This window comes from Streptomyces sp. NPDC005866, assembly GCF_040629895.1.
Classification (GTDB): Bacteria; Actinomycetota; Actinomycetes; order Streptomycetales; family Streptomycetaceae; genus Streptomyces.
The window spans coordinates 279181-301232 of sequence record NZ_JBEXWP010000005.1; the positions used below are offsets into that span (position 1 = coordinate 279181).

Sequence of the window (22052 nt, forward strand, 5' to 3'; positions counted from 1 at the left end):
CCCTCCATCGCGCTTGACCCGGTTTTTGCCTGTGGGTGAGGTATCGATCAGGCAACGGGTCTCGCGCCCACCGGGGTGACGCGCGTAGAACTCCTGTCATGCATAAGTCACTTCGTCTCGCGGCGATCACCGCCGCCTGCGCGGTCGCCGGCGGCGCCCTCTACGGCGCCGGTGCCGCCACCGCCGGCCAGTCGACCGCGAACTCCACCCACGAGCCCTACAACATCGGGCTCCTGGTGAAGGACATCGACAGCTACTACGGCACCGCCGCCGACGCCAACGGCGTCTACCAGGCGTCGCCGGCCAGCCCGTACGCCGAGGACCTGGCGCGTCTCGACCAGGACGCCGAGCGGTACATAGACCGGGCCGCGCGCAAGGCCCACCGCAAGGGCGAGAAGCCCGCGGTCGTCTTCGACATCGACGACACGCTGCTGCTCAGCCTCGACTACGAGAAGCGCTACAACTACACATACAACTCCGCCACCTGGGCGGCCTACGTCAACAAGGCCGACCGCCCGGGCGTCTTCGGCAGCGCCGAACTCGTCCGGTACGCGGAGAAGAAGGGGGTCGAGGTCTTCTACAACTCCGGTCTCAGCGAGGCGCAGCGCACCGCCGCCGTCGAGAACCTGAAGAAGACCGGCGCCGACGTGAACCTCGACGCCGGGCACATGTTCCTCAAGAACGCGGCCAACCCGCCGTCGTACCTGAGCGGTTGCGCCACCGCGGGCAGCTGGACCTGCACCACCGTGCAGTACAAGTCCGGCACCCGCGCGCACATCGAGAAGGACCTCGGGTACGAGATCATCGCCAACTTCGGCGACCAGTACTCGGACCTGGACGGCGGCCACGCGGACCGCACGTACAAGCTGCCGAACCCGACGTACTTCGTGTCGTAGGCCGTAGTCGGAACAGACGGCAACCCGTTCCGGTCGCGGTGGCGACTGGGAGACAGAAACGGGCCGGGGCGGCGCCTCGGCCCGTTTCGCCCCCTCGGCGTCCGTGTCATGCGAATGACAGGTGAATCGGCATGCGAACGTCGGGAGGAACCTTCCGGCGGGATCCGGAGCGTAGCAGTGATCTTTTCGTGTGCGTCGTACGGGGGTTCGGTGGCGGTGCGGTGCGCCGGAGTCCATCAGGCCTGATTCCGTAACACGGAGAAAACCTGAAACCGGTTCGTCGCGGGAACAATCCGTCCAGCATCCGCACACGATCGCTCAGGCAACGAGGAGTACGACCATGTCCGAGTCGCAGAAGGTGGACGAGCGGCCAAGTGCCGCGCCACCTGCCGGGAACACCGTCGACCGGTTCTTCAAGATCTCCGAACGGGGGTCCAGTTTCGGCCGGGAGATACGCGGCGGCTTCGCCACGTTCTTCACCATGGCCTACATCCTCGTCCTGAACCCGATCATTCTCGGCAGCGCCAAGGACAAGTTCGGCCACACCCTCGACACCGGCCAACTGGTCACCGCCACCGCGCTGGTGGCCTGTGTGATGACGATCATCATGGGCGTCGGCGGCAACCTGCCGCTGGCCATCGCGGCCGGCCTCGGCCTCAACGCCGTCGTGGCCTTCCAGCTGGCGCCGCTGATGAGCTGGTCCGACGCGATGGGCCTGGTCGTCCTCGAAGGCGTCCTGATCTGTGTGCTGGTGGTGACCGGTCTACGGGAAGCGATCATGAACGCGATCCCGCAGCAGATGAAGCAGGCCATCGGTGTCGGCATCGGTCTGTTCATCGCCTTCATCGGCTTCGTCGACGCCGGGTTCGTCAGCCGGATCCCGGACGCCGCGAACACGACCGTGCCGGTGCAGTTGGGCGCCGTCGGCCGGCTCACCGGCTGGCCCGTACTGGTCTTCTGTCTTGGCGTGCTCCTGACCATCGCGCTGGTCGCGCGCAAGGTGAAGGGCGCGATCCTGATCAGCATCGTCACCATGACCGTCGTGGCGATCGTCATCGACTCGTTCGCCGACATCAAGAGCTGGGGCCTGACCACGCCGAAGGTCCCCGACAAGATCGTCGCCCCCCCCGACTTCGGACTCGTCGGTCACTTCAGCCTGTTCGGCGGCTTCGCCGAGGCCGGTGTCCTCACCGCCGTGCTGCTGGTCTTCACCCTGATCCTGTCCGACTTCTTCGACGCCATGGGCACGATCGTCGGCATCAGCGCGGAGGCCGGGCTGCTGGACGACAAGGGGCAGGTGCCCGGCATCGGGCGGGTGCTGTTCATCGACGGCGCGGCGGCGGTCGCCGGCGGTGTCGGCTCGGCCTCCTCCAACACGGCGTACATCGAGTCGGCGGCAGGGGTGGGGGAGGGCGCGCGCACCGGCTTCGCCAACCTGATCACCGGCGGCCTGTTCGGCCTCGCGCTCTTCCTCACGCCGCTGCTGACCATCGTGCCGCTCCAGGCGGCGGCACCCGCCCTGATCGCCGTGGGCTTCCTGATGATGACCCACGTCAAGCACATCGACTGGGACAGGTACGAGATCGCCATCCCGGCGTTCCTGACGATCGCCGCGATGCCGTTCACCTACTCGATCACCGACGGCATCGGGGCGGGGTTCCTGGCCTATGTGGTGATCAAGACGGTGCTGGGGAAGGCGAAGGAGGTCCACTGGCTGCTGTGGGCCGTCTCGGCGTTGTTCCTGGTGTACTTCGCGATTGATCCGGTGGAGCAGGTGCTGGGTGTGAAGTAGGAAGGCCGCGCGACCGGCAGCGGATTGCGTCGCGGCCGGTCGCGCCCACGCGGGCGGAGCCGTACATTCACACAGCCCCGCGCCCCTTGCGGGAGCGGTCTATTTCAGCGCCGCCTGCATCATCGCCTTCGCCACCGGCGCCGCCAGACCGTTGCCGCTGACCTCCGACCGTGCCGCGTCCGACTGCTCGACCAGTACCGCCACCGCGACCTCCTTGCCGGTGCTGTCGGACTTGCCGTAGGACGTGAACCAGGCGTACGGCGTCTTGGAGTTGTTCTCGCCGTGCTGGGCGGTGCCCGTCTTGCCGCCCACCGTCACGCCGCCGATCCGCGCGTTCGTACCGGTGCCGGCCTCGACGACCGTCTGCATCGCGGACTGCAACTGTGCGGCCGTGCCGGAGCTGACGATCTGCTCGGTGCTGGTGCCGCCGTCGTAGTCCTTGAGCACATCGGCACCGCTGTCGGTGATCTGCGAGACCATATGCGGCGAGACCAGCTTGCCGTCGTTGGCTATGGCGGCCGACACCATGGCCATCTGGAGCGGGGTCGCCGTGACGTCGAACTGGCCGATGCCGGAGAGGCCGGTCTGGGCCTTGTCCATGCCCGACGGGTAGACGCTCGGGTAGGCCCGCACCGGGATGTCCAGCTTGTCGTCGTTGAAGCCGAACTTCTCGGCCATCGCCCGCACCTTGTCCTGGCCGAGGTCGACGGCCATCTTGCCGAAGACGTTGTTGCACGAGTAGCGCAGGGCCGTGCGGATGGAAGCGTTCTGGCAGGGTGCCGTGGTGCTCTCGTTCTTCAGTGGGGTTGTCGTGCCCGGCAGGGTGTACGGGATCGGGCTGTCGGTCTTGTCGTCGACGTTCGCGTACAGCCCGTCCTCCAGGGCGGCCGCCGCGACCACCAGCTTGAACGTCGAGCCCGGCGGCAGCGGCTGCCGTAGCGCCCGGTTGGTGAGCGGCTTGTCCGGGTCGGCGTTGAGCTTCGTCCAGGCCGTGCCGGCCGTGTTGGCATCGGTGAGCGAGGAGGGGTCGTACGACGGCGTGGACACGACCGCGAGGATCTTGCCGGTCTTCGGGTCGATCGCGACCGCCGCCCCCTTCTTGTTGCCGAGTTCCTTGTAACCCGCCTTCTGGACGGCCGGGTCGATCGTCGTGATCACGTTGCCCGGGCCGGAGCGTTTGCCGGTGATCGTGTCCATGGCCGTCTTCAGCCGGCTGTCGGTGCCGTTGAGCAGGTCCTGATAGATGCCTTCCAGCTGGGTCGGGGCATAGCTCTGCGAGGCGTAGCCCGTCACGGCCGCGTACAGCTTGCCGTTCGTGTACGTGCGCTTGTACTTGAGGTCGCTGTTGCTCAGGGTCCGCGCCGAGCCGGTGATCGACTCACCGGCCACGACGATGTTCCCGAGCGGCTGCGAGTACGTCTCGATCGCGTTGCGCCGGTTGTCCGTGTCGTCCGCGAGGGCCTGGCCGTCGTAGAACTGCACCCATGTCGCCCTGACCAGCAGAGCGATCACGAGCAGCAGCGCGAAGACGGACGCCCGCCTGATCGTCTTGTTCATCCCGCTCAGACAGACGAGCGAAGGCGGGGCGTTCGTTCCCGTACGGGCGGAATTCTCATGATCCGCTCATACGGGTTCCCGCGGAGGTTCGCACGGACCCCTCGCGGGATCAGAGCCGTCGGGTCGCCAGCGTCAAGCGGTCCCGGGCGTCGAACAGGGCGTCCTTGATCATCTGTTCGTGGGCGGGGGTGAGGCGGGCCACCGGGACCGAGCAGCTGATCGCGTCGCGGGCCGGGGTGCGGTAGGGGATCGCCACACCGAAGCAGCGCAGCCCGAGCGTGTTCTCCTCGCGGTCGATCGCGAAGCCCTGCTCGCGGATCTGGTGGAGTTCCTCGATGAGCTTCTCGCGGTCGGTGATCGTGTGCTCGGTGAGTGCCGGCAAGGTCTCCGGCAGCAGCTTGCGGACCTGCTCGTCGGTGTGGGTGGCGAGCAGCGCCTTGCCGAGGGAGGTGGAGTGCGCGGGGAGACGGCGGCCGACCCGGGTGAAGGGGCGCAGATAGTGCTGGGACTGGCGGGTGGCCAGGTAGACCACGTTCGTGCCGTCGAGGCGCGCCAGGTGGATGGTCTCCGTCGTGTCGTCCGACAGCCGGTCCAGGGTCGGGCGGGCCGCCGCGACCACCTCGTCGCCGTCGATGTACGACGTGCCGACCAGCAGGGCCCGGACCCCGATGCCGTACCGCGTACCGGTCGCGTCCGTCTCCACCCAGCCCAGCTCCACCAGGGTGCGCAGCAGCATGTAGAGGCTGGACTTGGGATATCCGACGGCCTCCTGGACCGCCGCGAGGGAGTGCATACCGGGCCGGCCGGCGAAGTACTCGAGCAATTCCACGGTCCGCACCGCGGACTTGACCTGCGCTCCGCCGCCTGTCTCGACTGCCGACATCGCCCTTGACCCCTTCGTTGGACGAGAAACCGAGGATATAGTCTCCAACGGCAAGTTCATCATCAGAGACAGCGTTCAGTATATCGAACGTCCCTGGTGAATGACCCGGATACTGCGGCACAACCAACTCATGGAGGGACCCGCGGTGGCAGCAGCACCAGTCTGGAGTGTCGACCCGCGCACCGGGAAGCAGCGTGAACAGGTTGCGGTGGAGGCCACAGCCCAGGAGGTGGATGCCGCCGTCACGGCCGCGCACGCCGTACGCGGCTCCCTCGCCGACCGCACGGTCCGCGCCGCCTTCCTGCGCTCCGCCGCCGCCGGACTCGACGCGGCCAAGAACCACCTCGTAGAGGTCGCCGACGCCGAGACCGCGCTCGGCCCGGTCCGGCTCACCGGTGAGCTCGCCCGCACCGCCTACCAGTTGCGGGCCTTCGCCGACATCGTCGACGAGGGCGCCTTCCTCGACGTCATCATCAACCACCCCGACGCCACCGCCACCCCACCCATCCCCGACCTGCGCCGCTACAAGGTCCCGCTGGGCGTCGTCGCCGTCTACTCGGCCTCCAACTTCCCCTTCGCCTTCTCGGTCGCCGGCGGCGACACCGCGAGCGCGCTGGCCGCGGGCAACCCGGTCGTCGTCAAGGCCCACCCCGACCACCCGGGCCTGTCCGAGCTGGTCGCCAAGATGCTGCGCCGGGCCGCGGCCGAACACGGCATCCCCGCCACCGTGCTCGGCCTCGTGCACGGCTTCGAGGCCGGTATCGAGCTGATCAAGCACCCGCTGATCGCCGCGGCCGGCTTCACCGGATCGGTACGGGGCGGCCGTGCGCTCTTCGACGCGGCCGCCGCGCGTCCGGTCCCGATCCCCTTCCACGGCGAGCTGGGCTCCCTCAACCCCGTTCTCGTCACGGAGGCCGCGGCCGCCGAGCGCGGCGGGGAGATCGGCACCGGGCTCGCCGGGTCGATGACGATGGGTGTCGGCCAGTTCTGCGTGAAGCCGGGCCTGGTGCTGGTGCCGGCCGACGCCGCCGGTGACGGCCTGGTCAAGTCCCTCACGGACGCCGTCAGCGACACCGACGCGGGGGTGCTGCTCGACCACCGCATGCGGGACAACTTCGTCGCCGGGGTCGCCGAACGCACCGAACTCCCCGACGTGGAGAGCCCCGTGACACCGGGGGCGGGCGGCGAGCACACCGTCAGCGCGGGGTTCCTCACCGTGCCGGCGAGCAGGCTGGCCGAGGAGGGGGCGTACGACCTGCTCCTGGAGGAGTGCTTCGGTCCGGTGACCGTGGTGGTTCGTTACGAGAACCGCGACGAGGCGACGGCCGTGCTGTCACGGCTGCCGGGAAACCTCACGGCGACGGTTCATGTCTCCGCCCAGGAGGCCGCGGGAGAGGGGCTCGGGCCGGAGCTCCTGGCGGAGCTGACGCCGCTGGCCGGTCGCGTGCTGGTGAACGGGTGGCCGACGGGGGTTGCGGTGGCCGCGGCGCAGCACCACGGTGGGCCGTACCCGGCCACCACCTCGACGTCTACTTCCGTCGGCGGTACGGCGATTGAGCGGTGGCTGCGGCCGGTGGCCTATCAGGGGGCGCCGTCGGCTCTGCTGCCGCCGGAGTTGAAGGACGAGAATCCGCTGGGGCTTCCTCGGCGGTTCAACGGGGTTCTGGAGCGGTAGCGCCCGCCTTGGGGCGCGCCTGCGCGCGTACCTCGAATACTTCAGCTGACACAATCTGACCATGGACGTGGAACTTCCCGAACTTCCTTTCCCTCTCCGTACCTACGGGCCCGACGGGCACTGGTTCTACGAAGACGGCGTGCTCACCGGGTGGGCCGGGGCCCGGCAGGACCGGTTTGTGTCGCCCACCGGGGAAGCCCTGGATCCCGCCTCGGACGCGCCCCGCCTGCTCGGGGCGCCCGAGGGGGACTTCCAGCTGATCGCCCGGGTCACCGTCGGGTTCGGTGCCGCCTTCGACGCCGGGGTGCTGTACGTCCACGTCGGTAACCGGGCCTGGGCCAAGCTCTGTCTGGAGAACTCCCCGGACGTCCCCACCGTCTGCACGGTGGTCACCCGGGGCCACTCCGACGACGCCAACGCCTTCACGGTGGAGGGGAGTTCGGTCTGGCTGCGGATCAGCCGGACCGGGCGGGCGCTCGCCTTCCACGCCTCCCGCGACGGCAAGAAGTGGGTCTTCGTACGGCTGTTCACGCTGGGCGGCGAGAAGGAGACCGAGGGCGCGCTGGTCGGGTTCATGACCCAGTCGCCGATGGGGGAGGGGTGTGTGGTGACGTACGACCACATCGAGTTCAGGACCGACTGGCCGGCCGACCTCCGCGACGGAAGCTGAGCCAGAAGGTCGCGGCGAACAGACCCGCCCCCAGCGCCAGGCTCGCCCGCATCCCGGTGGCGAACCCGCCGTCGACCAGTGCTCCGAACACCGCGATCCCGAGTCCGCCGGCCACCTGCCGCGCCGTGTTGAGCACCCCGGCCGCCAGGCCCGCCCGCTCGGCCGGTACGGCGTCCATCATCACCGCGGTCAGCGGCGGCACGGTCAGCGCGCAGCCGAGCGCCACCGGGACGAGCAGGACCGCCACCAACGCGGCGGACGTGCCGGGACCGACGGACAGCAGGCCCAGCAGGCCGGCCGCGGCCAGTGCCTGGCCGATCAGCATCGGCAGCCGCGGGCCGTAGCGGCCGGCCAGCTTCCCTGACACCACGTTGGTCACTGCGATCAGCCCGGACATCGGCAGGAACAGCAGCCCGGTGTAGAGCGCCGAACGCCCCTGGACCTGCTGGAAGAAGAGCGAGAAGAGGAACACCACGCCGTAGAAGGCCACGCTGCACGCCGCCCCGGCCGCCACGGACACCCGTACCGCCCGGTCCCGGAACAGGCCGAGCGGAACGACCGGGTGCGGCTGCCGGCCCTCGACGCGGACGAACAGGACGGTGGCCGCGACCGCAACGGCGAGGGCCGCGAATCCCTTCGTACCGCCCTCGATGACCGCGAAGGTGAGGGCGGTCAGCGCGATCACGGCCGTGAGCTGGCCGGGCAGGTCCAGGGGTGCCGGGCGGCGCTGCGAGCGCGGTGCGCGGACCAGCAGGAGCAGCGCGGCCGCGCCCAGGGGCAGATTGATGAAGAAGATCCCCCGCCAGTCCCAGACCGTGGTCAGCGCGCCGCCCGCCACCGGGCCCAGCGCCACCGCGACGGAGCCGCCCGCCGCCCACAATGCCACCGCCTTCGCGCGCCGTGCGGGGTCGGCGTACGCCTGCCGTACCAGGGACAGCGACGCGGGCAGGACGACAGCCGCCGCCACGCCCTGCACCACCCGCGCCCCGACCAGCACCGGGAGGGTCGGCGCCAGACCGCAGGCCACCGAGGCGACGGTGAAGAGGGTGACCCCGAGGGCGTACGCCCGGCTCGCCCCGGCCCGGTCCGCGAACGCGCCGGTGGAGAGCATCAGGGCGGCGAAGGCCAGTGTGTAGGCGTCCACCACCCACTGCAGCCCGGACAGGCCGCCGTCGAGTGCGGTGCCGATCGCGGGCAGGGCCACGTTCACCACGGACGCGTCGAGCGTGATCAGCGCGAAGCCCAGCAGGGCGGCGGTCAGGGTCAGGGCGGGGGTGTGCTCCTGCTGTCCCTTCTTCAACTCGCCTTTTTCGACGGAGTGTTGGGTGGACCGTAGGGTCTGGTTGGTTGGCATGGCTCCATGCTGCTGATCTCGGTCGGCGTACAGTAGTGGCCTGAACGCCATGCATCCGGAGGTTCTGGCCATGCTGCGTGTCGCGGTCGTCGCGTCCCCGCCCGTGTCGATGTTCAACCTCGCCATCCCCGAGCTGCTGCTCGACAAGGTCGAGGTCGACGGACGGCCCGGCTACGAGGTGGTGATCTGCGCGCCCGACCCCGGTCCCGTACCCACCACGGGCGGCCTGGACCTGCACGTCCCGCACGGCCTGGAGGCGCTGCGGGGAGCCCACACCGTGATCGTGGCGGGCACCGGCGGGCTCTACTCGCCGGACCCGCGGGTGCTGGCGGCGCTGCGCGAGGCGGCCGAGGCGGGGGTGCGCATCGCCTCCATCTGCACCGGCGCCTTCTCGCTCGCCGAGGCCGGACTGCTCAAGGGCCGCCGGGCGACCACCTATTGGGCGCACGCCGACGAACTCCGCCGCCGGCACCCCGACGTCGATGTCCAGGGTGACGTCCTGTACACCCAGGACGGCCCGTTCCTCACCTCCTCCGGCTACGCCGCCGGCATCGACCTGTGCCTGCACCTCATCCGCACCGACCACGGCGCCGCCGTCGCCAACGAGGTCGCCCGCCTCGCCCTGGTCGCGCCAGTACGGCCCGGCGGCCAGACCCAGTTCACCCACACCCCGCTGCCGCCCGAGCGCGGCACCGCCTGCGCGGACACCCGCGGCTGGGCCATGCGCAACCTCGACAAGCCGCTCACCCTCACCGAGCTGGCCCGGCACGCCGGAGTCTCCGTGCGCACCCTCACCCGCCGCTTCCACGCCGAGAGCGGGGTCAGCCCGCTGCAGTGGCTGCTGCACCAGCGGATCGAACGGGCCAGGGAACTGCTGGAGACCAGCACTCTCCCCATGGACCAGGTGGCGGCCGCCTGCGGCCTCGGCACCGCCGACTCGCTGCGCGCCCACCTGGTGCGCCGCACCGGCCTCACCCCGAGCAGCTACCGCGCCCAGTTCAGCCGGCACGGAACCGGCGCGGACGCGGCCACGTCCTCCGTTGCATGATCCATGAGCGTGTGAAGGGGCTCCGCGTGATCCGTACGGCCCTGTCCGCCGAGGCGGAGAGGATCGCCGCGCTGCACCGCCGGGCCCGGTCGACGTACTACCCGGACGGCCTCCCGGACGACGGCACCGACTGGACGGCGGCCTGGCGGAAGGCCGTCGAGCGGCCCGACGGCCATGTGCTGTGCGCGGTCGAAGCGGGCGTGATCACCGCCGTCGCCTCCTTCCGCACCCCCGACGGCGCGCCCGCCGAAACGGTCGAGCTGTTCCAGTTCCACGTCGACCCCGGCCACTGGCGGGCCGGTATCGGCAGCGCCCTGCACACCGCCTGTCTGGAGCAGTGGCGGGCCGACGGCAAACGGACGGCCGTCCTGGAGGTGCACGCCGACAACCGGCGGGCCCGGACCTTCTACACCCGCCGCGGCTGGGGGCCGGACCCGGAGCACCCGCCCGCCGACGGTGACCACCACCTGCGTCTGCGGTACGCGATGGGCGGGGAATGAAGCGGGCTGTTTGAAGGTTCAGACAGCCGGAAGACGTCTGACAACCTGGAGAGCCAAAGACATGCGCGTCGAGATCTGGAGCGACATCGCCTGCCCGTGGTGCTACGTGGGCAAGGCCCGCTTCGAGAAGGCGCTCGCGGCCTTCCCGCACCGCGACGAGGTGGAGGTCGTCCACCGCTCCTTCGAGCTGGACCCCGGCCGCGCCAAGGACGACGTCCAGCCGGTGCTCGCCATGCTCAGCAAGAAATACGGCATGAGCGAGGCGCAGGCCCAGGCCGGCGAGGAGAACCTGGGCGCCCAGGCCGCGGCCGAGGGCCTCGACTACCGGACCCGCGGCCGCGACCACGGCAACACCTTCGACATGCACCGGCTGCTGCACTTCGCCAAGGAGCGGGGCCGGCAGGACGAGCTGATCCAGATCCTGTACCGGGCTAACTTCGCCGAGGAGCGCTCCCTCTTCACCGAGGGCGCCGAGCGGCTCGTCGAGCTGGCCGTGGCGGCCGGGCTGGACGCGCAGGACGTGCGCGCGGTGCTCGCCGACCCGGCCCGCTACGCCGACGACGTCCGCGCCGACGAGCGCGAGGCCGCCCAGCTCGGTGCGAACGGGGTGCCCTTCTTCGTCCTCGACCGCAAGTACGGGGTCTCCGGCGCCCAGCCCGGCGAGGTGTTCACACAGGCGCTCAGCCAGGCCTGGGATGCGCGTTCCCCGTTGAAGCTCATCGACGAGGGTGGCGCCGAGGCCTGCGGGCCGGACGGGTGCGCGGTCCCGCAGCACTGAGAGCCCCAGGTCAGGACGGTCGTATAAGCAGTGCTTAGCGGTTCCGCGTAAAAATTCGCAATGGACGGGGGGTTCCGTGGGCCGCAGAGTGGAGCCATGGAGACCACGGAGACGTTCGAGAGCCTCGTCCGCGCCGAGTTCACCCCGAAGAGCACCTATCTCAACACCGCCAGCAACGGCCTGCTGCCGGCCCGTACCGTCGCCGCCCTGCACGAGGCGGCCCTGCTGCGGGCCGAGGGCCGGCCTCTGACCTCGCTGTACGAGGACGTGGAGGCCTGCCGGGCAGCGTACGCCCGGCTCGCCGGCGTCCCGGTGACCCGGGTCGCGGTGGGCGCCTCGGTCGCCGCGCACACCGGTGTGATCGCGGCCTCGTTGCCCGCCGGCGCCGAAGTCCTCACCGCCGACGACGACTTCACCTCCGTGCTGAACCCGTTCCACGTCCGCGGCGACCTCAAGGTCCGCTCCGTGCCGCTGGAGCGGATCGCCGAGTCCGTCCGCCCCGGCACCGCGCTGGTCGCGGTCAGCGCGGCCCAGTCCGCCGACGGGCGCGTCGCCGACCTGCCCGCTCTGCGGGAGGCCGCCCGCGAGCACGGGGCGCGTACCTACGTCGACTTCTCCCAGGCCGCCGGCTGGCTCCCGATGGACGCCGACGGCTACGACTTCACCGCCGCGGTCTCCTTCAAGTGGCTGCTCGGCCCGCACGGCACCGCCTTCCTCGTGGTCCCCGAGGACTTCGGCGGGCTGACCCCGCTGCTCGCGGGCTGGGTCGCGGCCGAGGAGCCGTGGGACAGCTGCTACGGCCCGGTCGCAGAACTCGCCCACTCCGCACGGCGGTTCGACCTCACCCATGCCTTGTTCACGTTCGCGGGCCTGCGTCGCTCCCTCGATCTGATCGAGGAACTCGGGGTGGCCGCCGTGCACGCGCACGACGTCGCCCTCGCCGACCGGTTCCGGGCCGGGCTCGCGGCCCTCGGCCACGCGCCGGTGCCCGCCCCGGGTTCGGCGATCGTCTCGGTGCCCGGACTCGGCGGCCGCCAGCCCGAACTGAGCCGCGCCGGCATCGAGGTCTCCAACCGCGCGGGCAACCTGCGGGCCGCCTTCCACCTGTACAACACCGGCGCGGACGTGGACCGTCTGCTGGACGTGCTCGGCGGCTGACACGACCGGGCCGGGACCCCGTCCCACGGGAGGTCCCGGCCCGGCCGTTCAGAGGGACGTCACTTCACGGGCGTGAAGTCCCTGGCCCCGATGAACTCAGGTCGGCGTACCGGTGCCGAGAACGGCTCCACCGCCGCGTTCTCCACGCTGTTGAACACGATGAAGACGTTGCTGCGCGGGAACGGCGTGATGTTGTCGCCGGAGCCGTGCATGCAGTTGCAGTCGAACCAGGTCGCCGAACCGGCCCTGCCCGTGAACAGCTTGATGCCGTACTCGCCCGCCATCGCGGTCAGCGCCTCGTCCGACGGCGTGCCCGCGTCCTGCATCTGCAGGGACTTCTTGTAGTTGTCCTCGGGCGTGGCGCCGGCGCAGCCCAGGAACGTCCTGTGCGAGCCCGGCATGATCATGAGCCCGCCGTTGGTGTCGTAGTTCTCGGTCAGCGCGATCGAGACCGACACGGTCCGCATGTTCGGCAGCCCGTCCTCGGCGTGCCAGGTCTCGAAGTCCGAGTGCCAGTAGAAGCCGCTGGCCCCGAACCCGGGCTTGACGTTGATCCGCGACTGGTGGACGTACACGTCCGAGCCGAGGATCTGCCGGGCCCGGCCGACCACCCGCTGGTCGCGCACCAGGTTCCCGAACACCTCGCTGATCCGGTGCACCTCGAAGACGGACCGGATCTCCTTGGACTTCGGCTCGACGATCGACCGTTCGTCGGCCCGGATCGCCGGGTCGGAGACGAGCCGCTCCAGCTCCCGCCGGTACACGGCGACCTCGTCGTCCGCGATGAGCTGGTCGATGGCCAGGAAGCCGTCCCGCTCGAACGCCTCCAGTTCGTCCGTGGCGATCGGCCCGGCCGCACCGGGTGCCGACCAGACGACGGGGTCCTTGCGGGGAACGGAGACCTCGACCGGGCCACGGCTCGGGTACAGGTCGGTGATCGTGGTCATGGGTCAGCCCTCCTCCGTCAGCAGGGGATAGACGCCGTTCTCGTCGTGGTCCTCCCGGCCGGTGACCGGCGGGTTGAACACGCACAGGCAGCGGAAGTCGTCCTTGACGCGCAGCGTGTGCCGCTCGTGCCCGTCGAGGAGGTACATGGTGCCGGGCGTGATCGTGTACGACGTCCCGGTCTCGTGGTCGGTCAGCTCGGCCTCGCCCTCGACGCAGACGACGGCCTCGATGTGGTTGGCGTACCACATCGTCGTCTCTGTGCCCGCGTAGAGGATCGTCTCGTGCAGCGAGAAGCCGACCCGCTCCTTGGCGAGGACGATGCGTTTGCTCTCCCAGGTCCCGGACGCGGCCTTGACATGCCGGTCGGTGCCTTCGGTCTCCTTGAACGAACGGACGATCACGGTGGTGTTCAGCCTCCTGGCTTGATCCTGGTCAGACGGTTTCCCGGACGGCCCGGGCGAGGATGCTCAGCCCCTCGTCCAGCTCGTCCGGGCTGACGGTCAGGGCGGGGAGGAGTTTGACGACCTCGCTCTCCGGCCCTGACGTCTCGATGAGCAGCCCGAGTTCGAATGCGCGCTTGGCGATCCGTCCGGCCCGGGCCTTCTCGTGGAACTCCACGCCCCACACCAGGCCCCGTCCCCGGTACTCCCGCACATCGGCGAGGTTCTCCTCGACGATCGCGATGAGCCCCTGCTCGACCTGCTCGCCCTTGGCCCGGGTCTGCTTCTCCATCGCCGGGCCGTCGGTCCAGTAGGTCTCCAGGGCGGCGGTCGCGGTGACGAAGGCGGGGTTGTTGCCGCGGAAGGTGCCGTTGTGCTCGCCCGGCTCCCACACGTCCAGCTCGGGCCGGAACAGGCACAGCGACATGGGCAGCCCGTAGCCGCTGATGGACTTCGACACGGTGACGATGTCGGGGACGATCCCGGCCTCCTCGAAGGAGAAGAAGGCGCCGGTCCGCCCGCAGCCCATCTGGATGTCGTCGACGATCAGCAGCATGTCCTGCCGCTCGCACAGCTCCTTGAGGGCGCGCAGCCACTCGGGGCGGGCGACGTTGATGCCGCCCTCGCCCTGCACGCTCTCCACGATCACCGCGGCGGGCTTGTTGAGCCCCGACCCCTGGTCCTCGAGCAGCCGCTCGAACCACAGGAAGTCCGGCACGGTCCCCTCGAAGTAGTTGTCGAACGGCATCGGCGTCCCGTGCACCAGCGGGATCCCGGCACCGGCCCGCTTGAACGCGTTGCCGGTGACGGCGAGCGATCCGAGGGACATCCCGTGGAAGGCGTTGGTGAACGACACGATCGCCTCGCGCCCCTTCACCTTCCGCGCCAGCTTCAGCGCGGACTCCACGGCGTTGGTGCCGGTCGGCCCGGGGAACATGACCTTGTACGGCAGGTCGCGCGGCCGCAGCACCAAGTCCTGGAAGGTCTGCAGGAACGACCGCTTGGCGGTGGTCGACATATCGAGGCCGTGGGTGACCCCGTCGCGTTCCAGATAGTCCAGCAACGCCCGTTTCAGCACGGGGTTGTTGTGGCCGTAGTTGAGTGATCCGGCGCCGGCGAAGAAGTCCAGGTACTCGTGGCCGTCCTCGTCGTACATCCGGCTGCCCCGGGCCCGGTCGAACACGGTGGGCCAACCGCGGCAGTAGCTGCGGACCTCGGATTCCAGGGTCTCGAAGACGCTCAGGTCGGGCTGGGTGATGGTCACGGCGGGGCTCCTCAGTGCGATGTGGGGGTCAAGGGGCCGATGCGGTACAGGACTTCGGGGTCGTGCGGACCGTCGGGGAACTCGCCGGCCTCGAACAGCACCGTGCGCTCGACGACGGCGCCGTGCCGGGCGGCGTACGAGGTGAACAGCCGATCGGAGGCGGTGTTACCGGGCGTGATGGTGGTCTCGACGGTGGTGAGCGGCCGTTCGGCGCCCACCCGCGCCGTGAGCCCGTCCAGCAGTCGCGCCGCGACACCCCGCCCGCGCTGCGCGGCGTCCACGGCCACCTGCCAGACGAGCAGCGTGTCCGGCCGGTCCGGCCGGGTGTATCCGGTCACGAACCCGACGGGCTCGCCGTCCGCGCCGCGCGCCACCGCCGACGTGCCGGCGAAATCCCGGCACCACAGCAGATAGCTGTACGAGGAGTTCAGATCGAGGCTTCCGGAATCCCTTGCGATACGCCACAGGGCGGCGCCGTCGGTCACCATCGGGCGCTCGACGATCAGGTCTGCTTGTGGGGCAGTCATGCGGATTGAATTTAGCGAGGCAAATGCAAAAAAGCACGGCAGGGGTTGTTGTCAGCCCGACCTGCAGCGTCTATATGTCCCGATATGCCCCACCACAAAGCGGACAAATGGCCCTGCTGTGTGGAGTGCGTCACAGGGATGAAACCTGGATGAAATTCCCCCGGTTTAGCTCCGCAAAAAGCGGGCAGAAGACTCGGGTAAGCCATCGACCGAAAGGGAATTCGGAATTTCCTTGAATTCAGGCTTTGATAACGGCGTGCATACGCTCCCGCGGGATACCGGCGGGAGCGTGGTACGGCGCCTACCGCCAGCCGGACTCCACCGCCCGCAGGGCCCCTTCCGGGTCCACCGTCAGACCCCGCTTCGCCAGCCCCGCGCCCAGCGCGGCCAGGCTCGACCGGACCGCGCCCACCGTCGCGTCCACCCCGTAGTGGTTCACCCGGATCATCTCCGCGGCCAGCGCGCCCCCGCCCGCGGCCAGCGGCAGCGTGCCGTCGGCCGCCAGGGCCTCGGCGACCAGCTCGGACGCCGTCACCCCCGACGGCACCCGCAGCGTCGTGGCGACCGGCGCCGCGTCGGACTCCTCGTACACATAGGGCTCCAGGCCGCCGCCCAGGGCCACCGCCCCGGCGCGGGTGGCCAGCGCGGCCGCACGGTGACGGCGCATCACCGTCTCCAGGCCGTCGGCCTCGATGCGCTCCAGGCAGGCCTCCAGTGCCAGCATCTCCAGCTGGGCCGGCGCGTGCAGCAGCGCCTTGCGGCCGCCGTCGACCCAGCGCTCCTTCCAGTCCAGCAGCGACAGATACGACCTGCGCGGGGCCTGCGGGTTCGCCGCCATCCGGGCCCAGGCCCGCTCGCTCACCGACACCGCCGAGACACCGGCCGGGCCGCCCATCGCCTTCTGTGCCCCGATCACGCACAGGTCCACGCCCCAGGCGTCAGGCAGCACCGGCTCGGCTCCGACCGAGGCGACCGCGTCCAGGTAGAAGAGGGCGCCCTGCTCCCGCACGACCGGACCGATCTCCGCGACCGGGTTGGTGTTGCCGGTCGCCGCCTCCGCGTGCACCAGGGAAACGAAATCGATCTCCGGGTGCTCGGCGAACGCCTCCCGGATCCGCGCGGCCGTCACCGCGGTGTGGAAGGGCACCGCGAGGTCGATCACCGTCGCGCCGCAGTCCCGGAGCCAGTTCCCGAAGGTCTGTCCGTACGGGCCGGTGATCACGTTCAGCGCGGTCGTCCCCGGCCCGGCCGTCGCCCTGATCGCACCCTCCAGCGGCAGCAGCGCCTCGCCCTGCATGATCACCACGTCCTGCCGGGTGTCCAGCAACCGCGCCACACGGTCCTCGATGGCGGCGAAGTGCGCGGCGCTCAGCGGGGGCAGATCGAGGAAGGGGTGGGTCACGGCGGTGCTCTCTTCGCTCATGGGGGCAGATCAGCATGAGGGTAACCGGCACCCCTCCCACCGCTGGGACCGGCGACTTCTTAGGCCGGGCCGTCTCACGGCCATCGGTTTGGTTTGAGATACCCAAACATCTCCTTATAATCGGAACCCGTAATCGGAATCCAAAGCTTCACCACAGACTCAGGAGGTCTCGTGACCACGCTCCTCGGGCGCCGCCGGGCTCGCGCCCTGGCCGCTGCCACCGCCGCGGCCGGGCTGGCCCTAGTGGCCGGCTGCACGTCGAGCGGGAACGGCTCCAGCGCCTCCAGGACGGCCGCGGGCGGGGTCGAACTCGTCAAAGCCGGCCAGCTCACCACTTGCACCCACCTGCCGTACCCGCCGTTCCAGTCGGAGATCGACGGCAGGGTGCAGGGCTTCGACGTGTCCATGATCGACCTCGTCGGCAAGAACCTCGGCGTGAAACAGGTGGTGTTCGACACGCCGTTCGAGAACTTCAAGACCGGCGCCTTCCTCAACTCCGGCCAGTGCGACCTGGCGGCGGCCGGTATGACGATCACCGCCGAGCGCAAGAAGAACGTCGACTTCTCCGACCCCTACTTCGACGCCACCCAGGCCCTCCTGGTCGCCAAGGGGAGCGGTATCACCTCGCTCGCCGACGCCAAGGCCAAGAAGGTCCAGCTGGGCACCCAGGCACAGACCACCGGCGAGGACTACGCGAAGGCGCAGGGCTTCGACCCGGTCTCCTTCGAGTCCTCCGACGCCGTCCTCAACGGCCTGCGCACCGGCCAGGTCAAGGCGGTCGTCATCGACTACCCGGTGGTCCAGGGCTGGCTGAAGGACAAGGCCAACGCCGCCGCCTTCCAGGTCGCCGGGCAGATCAACACCGGTGAGCAGTACGGCTTCACGGTCAAGAAGGGCAACACCAAGCTCCTCGCCGCCGTCAACAAGGCGATCGCGGACTCCAAGGCCGACGGCACGTACAAGAAGCTGTACGAGAAGTGGATCGGTCCCTACGCCGCTGCCACGGCAGACGGGACGTCGACCGCGTCCCCCGCCGCCTCATGAGCGCCGGCACGGACGTACAGCCCCAGCCCACCAAGAAGGGCCTGACCCGCCGCCAGAAGCGCCGGTTGTCGCGCGGTGTGCAGTATGTCGTCTTCGTCGCCGCCGTGATCGCCTTCGCGGTCGGCGCCGACTGGGGCCGGCTGAAGAACCAGTTCGCCCAGTGGGGCATCGCCCAGCAGATGTTCCCCGACGTCATCACACTGGCGCTGAAGAACACCGTCCTCTACACGGTGTCCGGCTTCGCCGTGGGCCTGGCCCTCGGCATGGTGATCGCGCTGATGCGGCTGTCCTCCGTCGGCCCCTACCGCTGGCTGGCCGGCGTCTACATCGAGATCTTCCGCGGCCTGCCCGCCCTGCTGATCTTCATCTTCATCGGGGTCGCGGTCCCGCTCGCCTTCCCCGGCACGGAGATCGTCGGCGGCACCTACGGCAAGGTGGCCCTGGCCCTCGGCCTGGTCGCCGCCGCCTACATGGCCGAGACGATCCGCGCGGGCATCCAGGCGGTCCCCAAGGGCCAGCTGGAAGCGGCCCGTTCACTGGGATTCTCCCCGGCCCGCGCGATGATCTCGATCATCATCCCGCAGGCGTTCCGCATCATCCTCCCGCCGCTCACCAACGAGTTGGTCCTGCTGTTCAAGGACTCCTCCCTGGTCCTGTTCCTCGGCGTCACCCTGGAGGAGCGAGAACTGTCCAAGTACGGCCGCGACCTGGCCAGTACGACCGCCAACTCCACACCGATCCTCGTCGCCGGCCTGTGCTACCTGCTGGTCACGATCCCGCTCGGCTTCGTGGTGCGCCGCATGGAGGCGAAGGCCCAGGAGGCCGTCAAATGAGCCGACCCGAGATCGAGGTGAAGGGCCTGCACAAGTCCTTCGGCGACAACGAGGTGCTGCGCGGCATCGACCTGGAGATCGGCCAGGGCGAGGTCGTGTGTGTCATCGGCCCGTCGGGCTCCGGCAAGTCCACGTTGCTCCGGTGCGTCAACCTTCTTGAAGAACCCACCCAGGGCCAGGTGTTCGTCGGCGGCACGGAGTTGACGGACCCCGATGTCGACATCGACGCCGTACGCCGCCGTATCGGCATGGTCTTCCAGCAGTTCAACCTCTTCCCGCACCTCACGGTGACCGAGAACCTCACGCTGCCGCAGCGCCGGGTCCTGAGGCGGGACAAGGCGACGGCGGCGCGGGTGGCCGCCGAGAACCTCCAGCGCGTGGGCCTCTCGGAGAAGGCGGACGCCTACCCCGCCTCCCTCTCCGGCGGCCAGCAGCAGCGCGTGGCGATCGCCCGTGCGCTGTCGATGGGCCCCGAGGTGATGCTCTTCGACGAGCCGACGTCGGCGCTCGACCCGGAACTGGTCGGGGATGTGCTGGCGGTGATGCGGATGCTGGCCGGGGAGGGCATGACCATGATGGTGGTCACCCATGAGATGACCTTCGCGAGGGAGGTCGCCGACCGGGTGGTCTTCATGGACGCGGGAGTCGTCGTCGAGGACGGCACGCCGGACCAGGTCATCGGCAACCCGGCCCACGACCGCACCCGGCACTTCCTGTCCCGGCTGCTCGACCCGGCCATGGCCCAGGTGGAGGAGGAGTCCTCCGACCAGGTGGGCGGGGCCGGCTGACGGTGCCGTGTGCGAGGGTCCGGCCGGCCCGGACACGGCCGAAGCCGCCGGTGCCGGGACCGGGCGGAGAGGGACTCCCGGCCGTCCTAGGCTGATCCCCATGAGTGATCGAGCGGTGCTGCACGTGAAGGGCCGGGTCCTTGCGGGACCCGAGGACGTCCGTGACGAGCTGTGGGTGGTGGACGGCCGTGTGTCCTACGACCGTCCCGCCGGCGCCCGTGACGTCCGGACCGTCGAGGGCTGGACGCTCCCCGGCCTCGTCGACGCCCACTGCCATGTCGGCCTCGGCCCGCACGGCCCGGTCGACGCGGCGACGGCCGAGAAGCAGGCCCTCACCGACCGCGAGGCCGGCACCCTGCTGATCCGGGACGCCGGGTCGCCCTCGGACACCCGCTGGGTCGACGACCGCGAGGACCTCCCGAAGATCATCCGGGCCGGCCGGCACATCGCCCGAACCCGCCGCTACATAAGGAACTTCGCGCACGAGATCGAGCCGGAGGACCTGACCGCGTACGTCGCCCAGGAGGCCCGGCGCGGCGACGGCTGGGTCAAGCTGGTCGGCGACTGGATCGACCGCGACCTCGGCGACCTGGCCCCCAGCTGGCCGCGGGACGCGGTGCAGGCCGCGATCGGGGAGGCGCACCGGCTGGGCGCCCGGGTCACCGCCCACTGCTTCGCCGAGAACTCGCTCCAGGACCTGGTCGAGGCCGGCATCGACTGCATCGAGCACGCGACGGGCCTGACCGAGGAGCTGATCCCCCTCTTCGCCGCGCGCGGTGTCGCCATCGTCCCCACCCTCGTCAACATCGCCATCTTCCCGCAGCTCGCGGCGGGCGGAGACGCCAAGTTCCCGCGCTGGTCGGCCCATATGCGCCGGCTCCACGAGCGCCGCTACGACACCGTCCGCGCCGCCTACGACGCCGGCATCCCGGTGTACGTCGGCACGGACGCCGGCGGCACCCTCGCCCACGGCCTGGTGGCGGGCGAGGTCGCCGAGCTCGTCACCGCCGGGATCCCGCCCGTGGACGCGCTCGCGGCGACCAGCTGGGCGGCCCGCGCCTGGCTCGGCAGGCCCGGCCTGGAGGAGGGCGCACCGGCGGACCTGGTGGTGTACGAGAGCGACCCGCGCGCGGACGTACGCGTCCTCGCATCCCCCCGCCGGGTGGTGCTGAACGGGCAGGTCGTCGAGTAAAGGAACGCCTGCGCCTGGCGACTCGAATGCCTGCACGGAAAGTCCACTATTGAGTGAAGTGACGCAGGATCGCTGCCCGTTCACCCACAGTGCGTAATTCTTGGCGGGTCCCGAGCAAGTTTCCTCTGGGGGTCCCACCACCTTGAACAGCGACACATTCCGTATGCCCGCCCGCCGTCTCGCGACCGTCGCGACGGCCACCGTCCTGGTCGCCGGTCCCGCGGCCCTGGCCGGCGCGGGCACCGCACACGCGACCACCGACCAGGGTCGCGCGAGCGCGGTCGTACTCCGCACCGGCCTGGACGTCTCCCTCCTCAACAAGACCGTGAACGTCCCGCTCGCGGTCTCCCTGAACGAGGTCCGGGCACCGCAGAGCGCCGACCGGACCGCGCTGACCGCCACCCTCGACGGAGTGGACGGCGGCAAGCCGTTCAGCGTCCTCGGCGCGGACGTCGCCTCAGCGAAGGCGACGGTCTCCGACAGCCGGGCCGAGGGCTCGGTCCACCTCGCCCACGCCCGGCTGCACCTGCCGGGTCTGCCCCTGCTGTCCCTCGTCGAACTCGACACCGTCACCTCCAAGGCCACCTGCGAGACCGGCAAGCAGCCGGTGGCCTCCGCCAACGTGCTCGGCGCCGTCACGGTGCTCGGCAAACGGGTGACGCTGAGCGCGGGCGGCCCCACCGACGTCAAGGTCCCCGGCGTCGGCGAGGTCCGCCTCGATCTGTCCAAGCGCGAGACGACGTCGAGCACGGCGGCGGCCAGCGCCCTCGAACTCAAGGTCTCCGTGAACCCGCTGAAGCTGAACGTGGCCGACGTGGAAGGAACGTTGACCCTGGCGAAGGCGACGTGCGAGACCCCGCCGGATCCCGCTGATCCGGTGGCCGACGTCAAGCCGCAGGGCGCCCCTGTGAAGGAGACGAAGCTGGCGGAGACGGGCGGGAGTTCGATGACGCCGTATGTGGCGGGCGGCGCGCTCGCGCTCGTAGCGGCCGGTGGAGGAGCGGTCGCTTTGGCCCGGCGGAGGCGCTAGTTGGCTCACGGCCTGCTGCGAAAGTCCCGCCTGCCCCGCGACGCCCGGCACGCACTCTCGCCGCACCGGGCACAAACCCAAGTACGTCCAGTACGAGGGCTGCACCCGGCACTCCCCCAGCCTCCGGCCGGGGGGACCCCCAGAGCACGCACCGGACGCCGCGGGGGCCCGCCCTCCGGGCGGACGACGGGACTTTCGCAACAGGCCCTGGGGCGCGGGGCGGTAGTCGATGTGCGGCTACCGCCCCGCGGG

Annotated in this window: 21 protein-coding genes; 13 read left to right on the forward strand and 8 right to left on the reverse strand. The window is 70.2% G+C overall.

From position 1 onward, the window contains the following. Window positions 1-98: 98 nt before the first annotated feature. Both ABZ396_RS10250 and ABZ396_RS10255 read left to right on the forward strand, forming a co-directional pair. A complete protein-coding gene (locus ABZ396_RS10250; RefSeq protein ID WP_358914568.1) occupies window positions 99-896 on the forward strand; it encodes an HAD family acid phosphatase in 798 nt (265 codons plus the stop codon). A 340-nt stretch (window positions 897-1236) separates the two neighbouring features. Then, a complete protein-coding gene (locus ABZ396_RS10255) occupies window positions 1237-2688 on the forward strand; it encodes an NCS2 family permease (RefSeq protein ID WP_358914570.1) in 1452 nt (483 codons plus the stop codon). A gap of 99 nt (window positions 2689-2787) precedes the next feature. Here the strand turns inward: ABZ396_RS10255 and ABZ396_RS10260 are convergent, their stop codons facing one another. After that, on the reverse strand, window positions 2788-4245 hold the full coding sequence (locus ABZ396_RS10260; RefSeq protein WP_358914571.1) for a penicillin-binding transpeptidase domain-containing protein: 1458 nt from the start codon (window positions 4243-4245) through the stop codon (window positions 2788-2790). A gap of 109 nt (window positions 4246-4354) precedes the next feature. Beyond that, the gene (locus tag ABZ396_RS10265) at window positions 4355-5128 is read right to left on the reverse strand and encodes an IclR family transcriptional regulator (RefSeq protein WP_358914572.1); all 774 of its coding nucleotides are present in this window, start codon (window positions 5126-5128) and stop codon (window positions 4355-4357) included. A gap of 145 nt (window positions 5129-5273) precedes the next feature. Between ABZ396_RS10265 and ABZ396_RS10270 the strand changes: the two genes are divergently transcribed. Then, window positions 5274-6803, forward strand: a complete 1530-nt coding sequence (locus tag ABZ396_RS10270; RefSeq protein WP_358914573.1) for an aldehyde dehydrogenase (NADP(+)) — start codon at window positions 5274-5276, stop codon at window positions 6801-6803. 61 nt (window positions 6804-6864) lie between these two features. Then, window positions 6865-7473 carry a DUF1349 domain-containing protein gene (locus tag ABZ396_RS10275; RefSeq protein ID WP_358914575.1) on the forward strand — a complete coding sequence of 203 codons (609 nt, stop codon included), beginning with the start codon at window positions 6865-6867 and terminating at the stop codon, window positions 7471-7473. Here ABZ396_RS10275 and ABZ396_RS10280 read toward each other — a convergent pair. After that, window positions 7433-8827, reverse strand: a complete 1395-nt coding sequence (locus ABZ396_RS10280; RefSeq protein ID WP_358914576.1) for an MFS transporter — start codon at window positions 8825-8827, stop codon at window positions 7433-7435. The two genes, ABZ396_RS10275 and ABZ396_RS10280, sit on opposite strands and share 41 nt — an antisense overlap. A gap of 49 nt (window positions 8828-8876) precedes the next feature. Here ABZ396_RS10280 and ABZ396_RS10285 point away from each other — a divergent pair, with 49 nt between their 5' ends. The 4 genes from ABZ396_RS10285 (at window position 8877) to ABZ396_RS10300 (ending at window position 12311) form a co-directional block, all read left to right on the forward strand. Further along, window positions 8877-9875 carry a helix-turn-helix domain-containing protein gene (locus tag ABZ396_RS10285; protein WP_358914577.1) on the forward strand — a complete coding sequence of 333 codons (999 nt, stop codon included), beginning with the start codon at window positions 8877-8879 and terminating at the stop codon, window positions 9873-9875. Next, window positions 9872-10375 carry a GNAT family N-acetyltransferase gene (locus tag ABZ396_RS10290; RefSeq protein WP_358914579.1) on the forward strand — a complete coding sequence of 168 codons (504 nt, stop codon included), beginning with the start codon at window positions 9872-9874 and terminating at the stop codon, window positions 10373-10375. The genes ABZ396_RS10285 and ABZ396_RS10290 overlap by 4 nt, the downstream gene beginning before the upstream one ends. 61 nt (window positions 10376-10436) lie before the next feature. Further along, the gene (locus tag ABZ396_RS10295) at window positions 10437-11153 is read left to right on the forward strand and encodes a DsbA family oxidoreductase (RefSeq protein ID WP_358914581.1); all 717 of its coding nucleotides are present in this window, start codon (window positions 10437-10439) and stop codon (window positions 11151-11153) included. Between the two features lie 96 nt (window positions 11154-11249). Further along, the gene (locus tag ABZ396_RS10300) at window positions 11250-12311 is read left to right on the forward strand and encodes an aminotransferase class V-fold PLP-dependent enzyme (protein WP_358914583.1); all 1062 of its coding nucleotides are present in this window, start codon (window positions 11250-11252) and stop codon (window positions 12309-12311) included. Between the two features lie 59 nt (window positions 12312-12370). Here the strand turns inward: ABZ396_RS10300 and thpD are convergent, their stop codons facing one another. From thpD to ABZ396_RS10325, 5 genes are all read right to left on the reverse strand, one after another. Next, complete coding sequence (gene thpD, locus ABZ396_RS10305; RefSeq protein ID WP_358914585.1) at window positions 12371-13258, reverse strand: ectoine hydroxylase; 888 nt, start codon at window positions 13256-13258, stop codon at window positions 12371-12373. Between the two features lie 3 nt (window positions 13259-13261). Beyond that, window positions 13262-13660 carry an ectoine synthase gene (locus ABZ396_RS10310; RefSeq protein WP_358914587.1) on the reverse strand — a complete coding sequence of 133 codons (399 nt, stop codon included), beginning with the start codon at window positions 13658-13660 and terminating at the stop codon, window positions 13262-13264. Window positions 13661-13691: 31 nt separating this feature from the next. Next, window positions 13692-14963, reverse strand: a complete 1272-nt coding sequence (gene ectB / locus ABZ396_RS10315; protein WP_358914588.1) for a diaminobutyrate--2-oxoglutarate transaminase — start codon at window positions 14961-14963, stop codon at window positions 13692-13694. A gap of 11 nt (window positions 14964-14974) precedes the next feature. After that, the gene (gene ectA, locus ABZ396_RS10320; protein ID WP_358914590.1) at window positions 14975-15490 is read right to left on the reverse strand and encodes a diaminobutyrate acetyltransferase; all 516 of its coding nucleotides are present in this window, start codon (window positions 15488-15490) and stop codon (window positions 14975-14977) included. Between the two features lie 301 nt (window positions 15491-15791). Continuing rightward, window positions 15792-16913 (reverse strand): aminotransferase class V-fold PLP-dependent enzyme, encoded by a 1122-nt coding sequence (locus ABZ396_RS10325; RefSeq protein ID WP_358914592.1) that lies wholly within the window; start codon window positions 16911-16913, stop codon window positions 15792-15794. A gap of 171 nt (window positions 16914-17084) precedes the next feature. Here ABZ396_RS10325 and ABZ396_RS10330 point away from each other — a divergent pair, with 171 nt between their 5' ends. From ABZ396_RS10330 to ABZ396_RS10350, 5 genes are all read left to right on the forward strand, one after another. Next, entirely contained in the window at window positions 17085-17957 is an 873-nt protein-coding gene (locus ABZ396_RS10330) for a transporter substrate-binding domain-containing protein (RefSeq protein WP_358914594.1), read from the forward strand. Then, complete coding sequence (locus ABZ396_RS10335) at window positions 17954-18790, forward strand: amino acid ABC transporter permease (RefSeq protein ID WP_358914595.1); 837 nt, start codon at window positions 17954-17956, stop codon at window positions 18788-18790. The genes ABZ396_RS10330 and ABZ396_RS10335 overlap by 4 nt, the downstream gene beginning before the upstream one ends. Then, window positions 18787-19578: an amino acid ABC transporter ATP-binding protein gene (locus ABZ396_RS10340; RefSeq protein ID WP_358914597.1), complete on the forward strand. Its 792-nt coding sequence runs from the start codon at window positions 18787-18789 to the stop codon at window positions 19576-19578. Before ABZ396_RS10335 ends, ABZ396_RS10340 begins: the two co-directional genes overlap by 4 nt. A gap of 100 nt (window positions 19579-19678) precedes the next feature. Further along, window positions 19679-20770, forward strand: a complete 1092-nt coding sequence (locus ABZ396_RS10345; RefSeq protein ID WP_358914599.1) for an amidohydrolase family protein — start codon at window positions 19679-19681, stop codon at window positions 20768-20770. A gap of 142 nt (window positions 20771-20912) precedes the next feature. After that, complete coding sequence (locus ABZ396_RS10350) at window positions 20913-21800, forward strand: SCO1860 family LAETG-anchored protein (protein ID WP_358914601.1); 888 nt, start codon at window positions 20913-20915, stop codon at window positions 21798-21800. Window positions 21801-22052: the final 252 nt, after the last annotated feature.